This window comes from Smaragdicoccus niigatensis DSM 44881 = NBRC 103563 (genome assembly GCF_000380645.1).
In the GTDB taxonomy this organism is placed as follows: Bacteria; Actinomycetota; Actinomycetes; order Mycobacteriales; family Mycobacteriaceae; genus Smaragdicoccus; species Smaragdicoccus niigatensis.
Genome location: NZ_AQXZ01000008.1, coordinates 100,180 through 106,736 on the forward strand (window position 1 = coordinate 100,180; position 6,557 = coordinate 106,736).

Consider the following 6,557-nt stretch of genomic DNA (forward strand, 5'->3'; position numbering starts at 1 on the left):
GACACCTCATCGAACGGAATTTCCATGGCAACAGAACACGTCAACGTGCTGATCATCGGCGCCGGTATCTCGGGCATCGGCGCCGCGTACTACCTGCAGGCCGAGCAGTCGGGCCGCAGCTACGCGATCCTCGAGGCCCGCGAGGCGTCGGGCGGCACGTGGGACCTGTTCCGCTACCCGGGAATCCGGTCGGACTCGGACCTCCACACCTTCGGCTACGAGTTCAAGCCGTGGGTCCACGACAAGTCGATCGCGACCGCCGACCTGATCCTGGATTACCTCCGCGAGACGGCTTCCGAGAACGGCATCGACAAGCAGATCCGCTACCGCCACAAGGTCGTCTCGGCGGCGTGGTCGACGGCGGAAGCGTGCTGGACGGTCGAGGTGGATCACGACGGTGAGCCGGTGACCATCACTGCAGACTGGATCTTCTGTGCGGCCGGCTACTACCGCTACGACGAGGGATTCACCCCGACGTTCGAAGGCCGCGAGCAGTTCACCGGCCAGATCGTGCACCCTCAGCATTGGCCCGCCGACCTCGACTACACCGGCAAGAAGATCGTGGTCATCGGCAGCGGTGCCACTGCGGTCACGCTCGTGCCTGCGTTGGCCTCCCAGGCCGGGCACGTCACGATGCTGCAGCGGTCGCCGACGTACATTTTGCCGGTTCCGTCTGAGGACGCCATCGCCAACACGTTGCGCAAGGTCCTGCCGGCGAACCTCGCCTACCGGATCACCCGTCAGAAGAACGTCGTGCAGCAGCGCCTGATCTGGGAAGTGTCGCAGCGCTTTCCGCGGGCAATGCGCCGGTTCATCCGCGCGACGAACGCTCGGCAATTGCCGAAGGACTTCCCGGTCGACGAACACTTCAAGCCGACGTACAACCCCTGGGACCAGCGGATGTGCACGGTGCCCGACGGTGATCTGTTCAAGACCCTGCGCGACGGCTCCGCATCGGTCGTCACCGACCGCATCGCCACCTTCACGGAGACGGGCATTCGTCTCGAGTCCGGCCGCGAACTCGAAGCCGACATCATCGTGACCGCCACCGGACTGAACCTGCAGCTCTTCGGGGGAGTGGCCCTGACGATCGACGGGACGCCGGTCAGCCTGGCCGACAAGGTCGCGTTCAAGGGCATGATGCTCAGCGACGTGCCGAACCTCGCCTACGCGATCGGCTACACCAACTCGTCATGGACGCTCAAGGTCGGACTGTTGTGTGAGCACTTCACCCGATTGCTGTCCCACATGGACGAGATCGGTGCCGACATCTGCTATCCCGAGCTGCCCGCACCAGACATGGCGACCCGTCCGCTGCTGGACTTCGGGGCAGGTTACGTCAAACGCGCGATCGAAGACCTGCCGCGTCAAGGACTCAGCTACCCGTGGCTGACGTCGATGAACTATCAGGCCGACGTCAAGCTGCTGCGCGGCGGGCCGGTCGATGACCCCAATCTTCGTTTCACTTCTTCCTCTCGAATCGAGGTTTTCGCATGAAGGACAACTTCGCCGACGTCGGCCGTGGCATCACGCTCTGCTATCGCACCGACGGTGACCCAGCCGGGACGCCATTGCTGCTCGTCGCGGGACTCAGTGTCGACCTGACGGTCTGGCCGGAGGCGATGGTTGATGGACTCGTGCGGTCCGGTTTCTATGTGATCCGATTCGACAACCGCGACATCGGGCGGTCGACGCAGATCGACACCAAAGCGCCCGGAACCTTGCGGAAGCTCATGGCGCGCCCGCGCGCAGATGCCTACGACTTGGGTGACATGGCCGCCGACACGGTCGGCCTGCTCGACCACCTCGGAATTGGCCAAGCAAACGTCGTCGGAATGTCGATGGGCGGGATGATCGCGCAGACGGTGGCGGCCCGGTATCCCGAGCGTGTCACGTCGCTGACCTCGATCTTCTCGACCACCGGCGACCCGTCGGTCGGGCAGCCCCGGAAGTCGACGATGCTGCACCTCGCGGCCCCGCCCGCGCGGACCAAACGCAAGGCGATTGCTCGCCACGTGCGGATGATGCGCCACATCGCGTCGGCAGGGTTCCCGTTCGAAGAGGCTGCCGAGCGTGAATACGCTGCCGCGGCCTGGGACCGCGGTGCCGGTCCGCTCACGGGTCGCGGGGTCGCGCGGCAGATCAGCGCGATTCACAAGTCCGGTGATCGAACGGCAGAACTGGCCCGCGTCACGGCTCCGACTCTCGTCATCCACGGTGATCGCGACCTCATCGTCGCGCCGAGTGGCGGTCGTGCCACTGCCGCCGCCATCAGCGGTGCGCGGCACGTCGTCATCCCGGGCATGGGGCATAACTTCCCGGCTGGGGTCATCCCACGGCTCCTCGAACTGATCGCCAGTCATGTCGAGGTCAGCGCTTAGGTTCGCGGCTTCGACTGTCCGTAGGGCCTGGTCAGGCGTTCAATAATCTCCGTGGACATCTTCACGGACACCTCCGCGCGAGCGCTGTTGAGACAGTCGCTCGCCACCGTTCAGGCGATGGCGGGGAATCGACCACCGGCGACTACCGTCGTCGACGGCCGGGAACTGCGGATTCTCCTCCTCAGCGTGGCGAGAGAGGCCCACCTCGTCACAGTGCCGGCCAACCGGCGGCCCTGGACGGCCACCGGCATCCGTGTCCGGCCGGGTGATCGGGTCACGTGGCTTGCGTGGGGGCGTGCATTCGCGATGACGCAGCGCGGGATCGGGGCGGGTCCGAGCTTCGGGATGCTGTGCCGGGTCGGCGACGGACCGGCGCTGATGAGCGCGCGCCCCACCTTCACCTTCACCGCGGATCGGGAAGGAGAAGTGCAGTTCGGCGGACGACTACCGGCGGAACTGCAGTCGAACGGCGATGTCACGACCGATCGCATCCCGTTCCAGGCGATTCGCGGAGGCTTCACGGTCGTTGTCGCCATCTGGCCGAGTGACGGCGATCCCCAGCGCGCCCTCGCACAAGTCGCCGCCGCGGATTCGTCGGGATTGTGTGCGATCGAATCTCAACGTCTCACCAACCCACCGCACGCTCCGAACGGTTGGTTCCACCACCCTTTGCTCGGGCACGAGGACGTTTACACCGAGGCCGAAGGCCAAATCGACGTCGATTGCCGCGATACAGTCGCCATCATTCGGCACCCGGTCGATGTTGCGCTCACCGATAACCTGCGTTTGCGCTGGTCATGGCGCGTCGACGACCTTCCGGCTGCGGTGCCCGAGAACACGATGTTCACCCACGACTACGTGAGTATCGCCGTCGAATTCGACGATGGGCGAGACCTCACCTGGCAGTGGAGTTCCTCGCTGCCGCTGGGGTTGGCCTATCCGTGCCCGCTCGATCACTGGCGACGTCGTGAAACGCACATCGTGGTCCGCAGCGGTCGTTCGGATCTGGGGACCTGGGTGTCTGACGAACGGCCGGCATTTGCCGACCATCGAGCGGCAATCGGTGGCGCGGCGCCCGCGCGAGTGGTCGCGATCTGGTTGATCGCCGTCAGCCTGCACATGCATCAGACCGCCACTGCGGCGTTCCGGGGCATCGCGCTCGTCGACGGCAGCGACGTCACCAGCGTTCTCTGAGACGACCGATCAGCGAGATCTCACAATTCCATCCAGAACGAGCATGAGCTCGGCGACCCGCGACTTGCCTGCCGGCGCGGGCGGGTAGCGGCGCAGCACGTCGATGAGGACGGGCGTCGCGCGGGCCGCGACCCTGGTGATGTGATCCGTTCCGGCCTGCGGGTTTCCGGCAAGCAGATCAGTCGCACACGCGGCGTGGGCGGCTGACCGGAGGATGTGGCCCACCTGTTCGGCCTTGGCAAAGGGATGTAGGTACGCAGCGGCCGCAGCATCGCCAGCAGCGTGCGCGGCATGTTTTGCTGCCTCAGAGCCCGCTTCCTTGGCCGCGCGATGTGCATCGAGCGCGGTGACCCGTTGGAGCTTGCTGCGCTTTGCGCCGTTCGCAAACTCCCAGGCCGCGCTGATGGCAGCCCGCGGGCGCGCATCGACGGGATTCACTTCTTCGAAAACGCCCAGAACGTCTTCCGCGTTGCGGACGGCGAATCGAGCAACCTCCCGAAGCTCCGACATCTCGAGATCGAAGTAGTCCTTGGGATCGATCGCCACGACCTCATTGTGGCCGATCGGCTCAGCTTGCGACGTCCGGCTGCGTCGCCATGATCTGTTCCCACAACGGACGGAATTGGAACCAACCCGCGGGCTCGTTCCCGATCTGCTGGCGAACGAGGATCGCGGTGTCGTGGTCGACAACTGTGGGTGTCCCCGCGGCCATCGCGACGAGTTGAGCCTGGCAGGACCGCTCCATGGTGACGAACCACCAGGCGGCTGCGGATACCGAGCTTCCGACGGTGATGAGGCCGTGGTTACGGAGGATCGCGGCTTTGTAGTCGCCGATGGCAGCCGCGATGTTCTTGCCTTCTTCCTCGGCATAGGCGACGCCGCTGTAGTTCAGGTAGAGCCCGTGGTCGCCGTAGAACGCGCACGCATCCTGTGTGATCGGTGCGAGTTCGATTCCGAGCGACGAGAAGGCCTTCCCATACAACGAATGCGCGTGGGCGGCCGCGACGGCGTCTGGGCGGGCTGCGTGGACCTGCGCGTGAATGATGAAGGCGGCTCGGTTGACCGGCCGAGTTCCGTGGATGACGCGGCCTTCGTGGTCGACGCAGATGAGGTCGCTTACCCGAATCTGGTTGAAGCTCATTCCGAAGGGGTTGACCCAGAACAGGTTCGGGTCGCCCGGGTCGCGAGCGGTGATGTGCCCGGCAACGCCCTCGGAGAATCCGAACTTCCCGAAGACGCGGAAGGCGATCGCGAGGTCGAGTTTGCGCTGTGCACGCTCTTCGTCCTCGGACAGGCCCATGGGTGGAACCGGAAGGTCGCAGTTCTCCGGCATCGGGCCGACGGCCTGTTCGAGGAGTTTCCGGACGGTCTCGTTCATGGGCACCAGTGTTCCATTCAGTGCAGGTCACAACGGGCGATTGGCTAGCGCCGTGAGCCCAGCTGCAGCTGGTCCGTGAAAGTCTTGCCGGTCGAATTGTTGACCAGCGTGAGTGTCATGACGTTGTCGTGAACCGAGCCACTCATCGTCCCCGAGGCGCCGGTGCATTTGCCGGATATAACTTGACTCGTCCACGGTCCGGAGAACGTGCCGTTGGTCGGGTCGATGGCGAGTGACAGGTCGACATTCAGCGCGCAGTTGCCGCCGATGTTCTCGGCCAGTTTGACCAACACAGCATCCTTGACGGTGACCGAGAGTCCGCCGCTCGAGTACACGCCGTTCTTCACCGCGCCGCCCGGTGCAGTTCCGGACTTCGGAGCGTCCTTCTTACCGTCCGAACCGACGGGCCGATTGAACGGCTGTCCGGTGACGATGTCGATGAGCACGAAGATGTTGATGACGATCGTCGTCGGCTGAACGACGACAATCGTGCCCGGGTTGTAGCCGGCCCACCTGGGTCCGTTTTCCTTCGGGGTGGCGGTCAGGGCGCTCGGGGCGGTGAGCGGGTTCCCGCAGTAGCAGCGTGCCCGTGGAACGCCGTGCCCGTCGACCATCACGGCCGTCCCGGCTTGGAGCACCGACTGCAACGGCGTCGCCTTGGTCCCGTCGAACCCGTGATTGGTCACGCGCGTATCGACCCGAAGGATCACGGGCGTCAATTCCCGGAGGTAGGCGGCAATCTGGTCGACCCGGAGCTGCCTTCCGCCGCTCCAGAAGAGCGTCGAGTCCGCATTCAACGCCTCGACGAATGCCTTCGCCTGAGCGGGGTGTGTTTGTAAGAAGGCGATCATCTTGTCGCGGTCGCACGAGGAGTTGTTCATCGTGCCGCCGTACAGGCCCTCTTGGTTTCCCGGCTGGCTTTGCGGCGTGATGCTTTGCCCATTGCCCTGTGGTGTGAGCTTGGGCGGAGTGGCCGTCTTCTCGGGCAACGCTGCGGCGGCCGGCGGCATGAACGGGTTGTGGCCGGGCGCGGTTGCCGTGGTCAGCCACACCTCTCCCGATTCGCTGGTACCGGTGGCGGGTTTGGCGGAGCAGCCCGCGAGTGCGGACACCAGGACGACGACGAGTGCGATCCAGCGGATCTGGTTCCGCGCGGTCACGGCCCACACACTCCGTTGGAACAGGTGCCGACCGGACAATGAGTGCAGGTCTGGCCGATCGAGCACACGTTGCCGCAGGCACCGCAGTTGTAAGCGTCGCTGCTGAGGTCGACGCAGGTGCCGTTGCACAGGGTTTGGCCACCAGGGCAGGCGGGGGTGACGGGTGCGCAGGTTCCGTTGTTGCAGACGCCGGAGTTGCAGGCGTTTCCGCAGGCGCCGCAGTTGTTGGGGTCGGAGCCGAGGGAGACGCAGGTGCCGTTGCACAGGGTTTGGCCGCCTGAGCAGGTCGGGGTGACGGGTGCGCAGGTTCCGTTGTTGCAGGCGCCGGAGTTGCAGGCGTTTCCGCAGGCGCCGCAGTTGTTGGGGTCGGTGTAGGTGTTGATGCAGTATCCGGAGCAGTTGGTGAGGCCGTGGCCGCATCCGCAGGTGCCGCTGTTGCAGATC

General features: G+C 65.1%; 7 protein-coding genes. 3 read left to right on the plus strand and 4 right to left on the minus strand.

Features of this window, described 5'->3' with window-relative positions; all coding sequences use genetic code 11:
* Window positions 1-24 precede the first annotated feature (24 nt).
* The 3 genes from F600_RS0102020 to F600_RS29985 are packed head-to-tail and all read left to right on the plus strand — an operon-like array spanning window position 25 to window position 3,575.
* Window positions 25-1,497 (plus strand): flavin-containing monooxygenase, encoded by a 1,473-nt coding sequence (locus F600_RS0102020; protein ID WP_018158913.1) that lies wholly within the window; start codon window positions 25-27, stop codon window positions 1,495-1,497.
* Window positions 1,494-2,381 (plus strand): alpha/beta fold hydrolase, encoded by an 888-nt coding sequence (locus F600_RS0102025; RefSeq protein WP_018158914.1) that lies wholly within the window; start codon window positions 1,494-1,496, stop codon window positions 2,379-2,381. Before F600_RS0102020 ends, F600_RS0102025 begins: the two co-directional genes overlap by 4 nt.
* A gap of 51 nt (window positions 2,382-2,432) precedes the next feature.
* Complete coding sequence (locus F600_RS29985; RefSeq protein WP_018158915.1) at window positions 2,433-3,575, plus strand: DUF3047 domain-containing protein; 1,143 nt, start codon at window positions 2,433-2,435, stop codon at window positions 3,573-3,575.
* A gap of 9 nt (window positions 3,576-3,584) precedes the next feature.
* Here the strand turns inward: F600_RS29985 and F600_RS0102035 are convergent, their stop codons facing one another.
* From F600_RS0102035 to F600_RS31445, 4 genes are all read right to left on the minus strand, one after another.
* Complete coding sequence (locus tag F600_RS0102035; RefSeq protein WP_018158916.1) at window positions 3,585-4,121, minus strand: putative immunity protein; 537 nt, start codon at window positions 4,119-4,121, stop codon at window positions 3,585-3,587.
* A 22-nt stretch (window positions 4,122-4,143) separates the two neighbouring features.
* Window positions 4,144-4,908, minus strand: coding sequence for a class II aldolase/adducin family protein (locus F600_RS0102040; protein ID WP_245541453.1), 765 nt, complete (start codon window positions 4,906-4,908; stop codon window positions 4,144-4,146).
* Between the two features lie 89 nt (window positions 4,909-4,997).
* Window positions 4,998-6,113, minus strand: coding sequence for a DUF6777 domain-containing protein (locus F600_RS29990; protein ID WP_060934602.1), 1,116 nt, complete (start codon window positions 6,111-6,113; stop codon window positions 4,998-5,000).
* The coding region (locus F600_RS31445; RefSeq protein ID WP_211220029.1) for a hypothetical protein at window positions 6,110-6,557 on the minus strand (448 nt) is incomplete at its 5' end. The genes F600_RS31445 and F600_RS29990, both read right to left, overlap by 4 nt.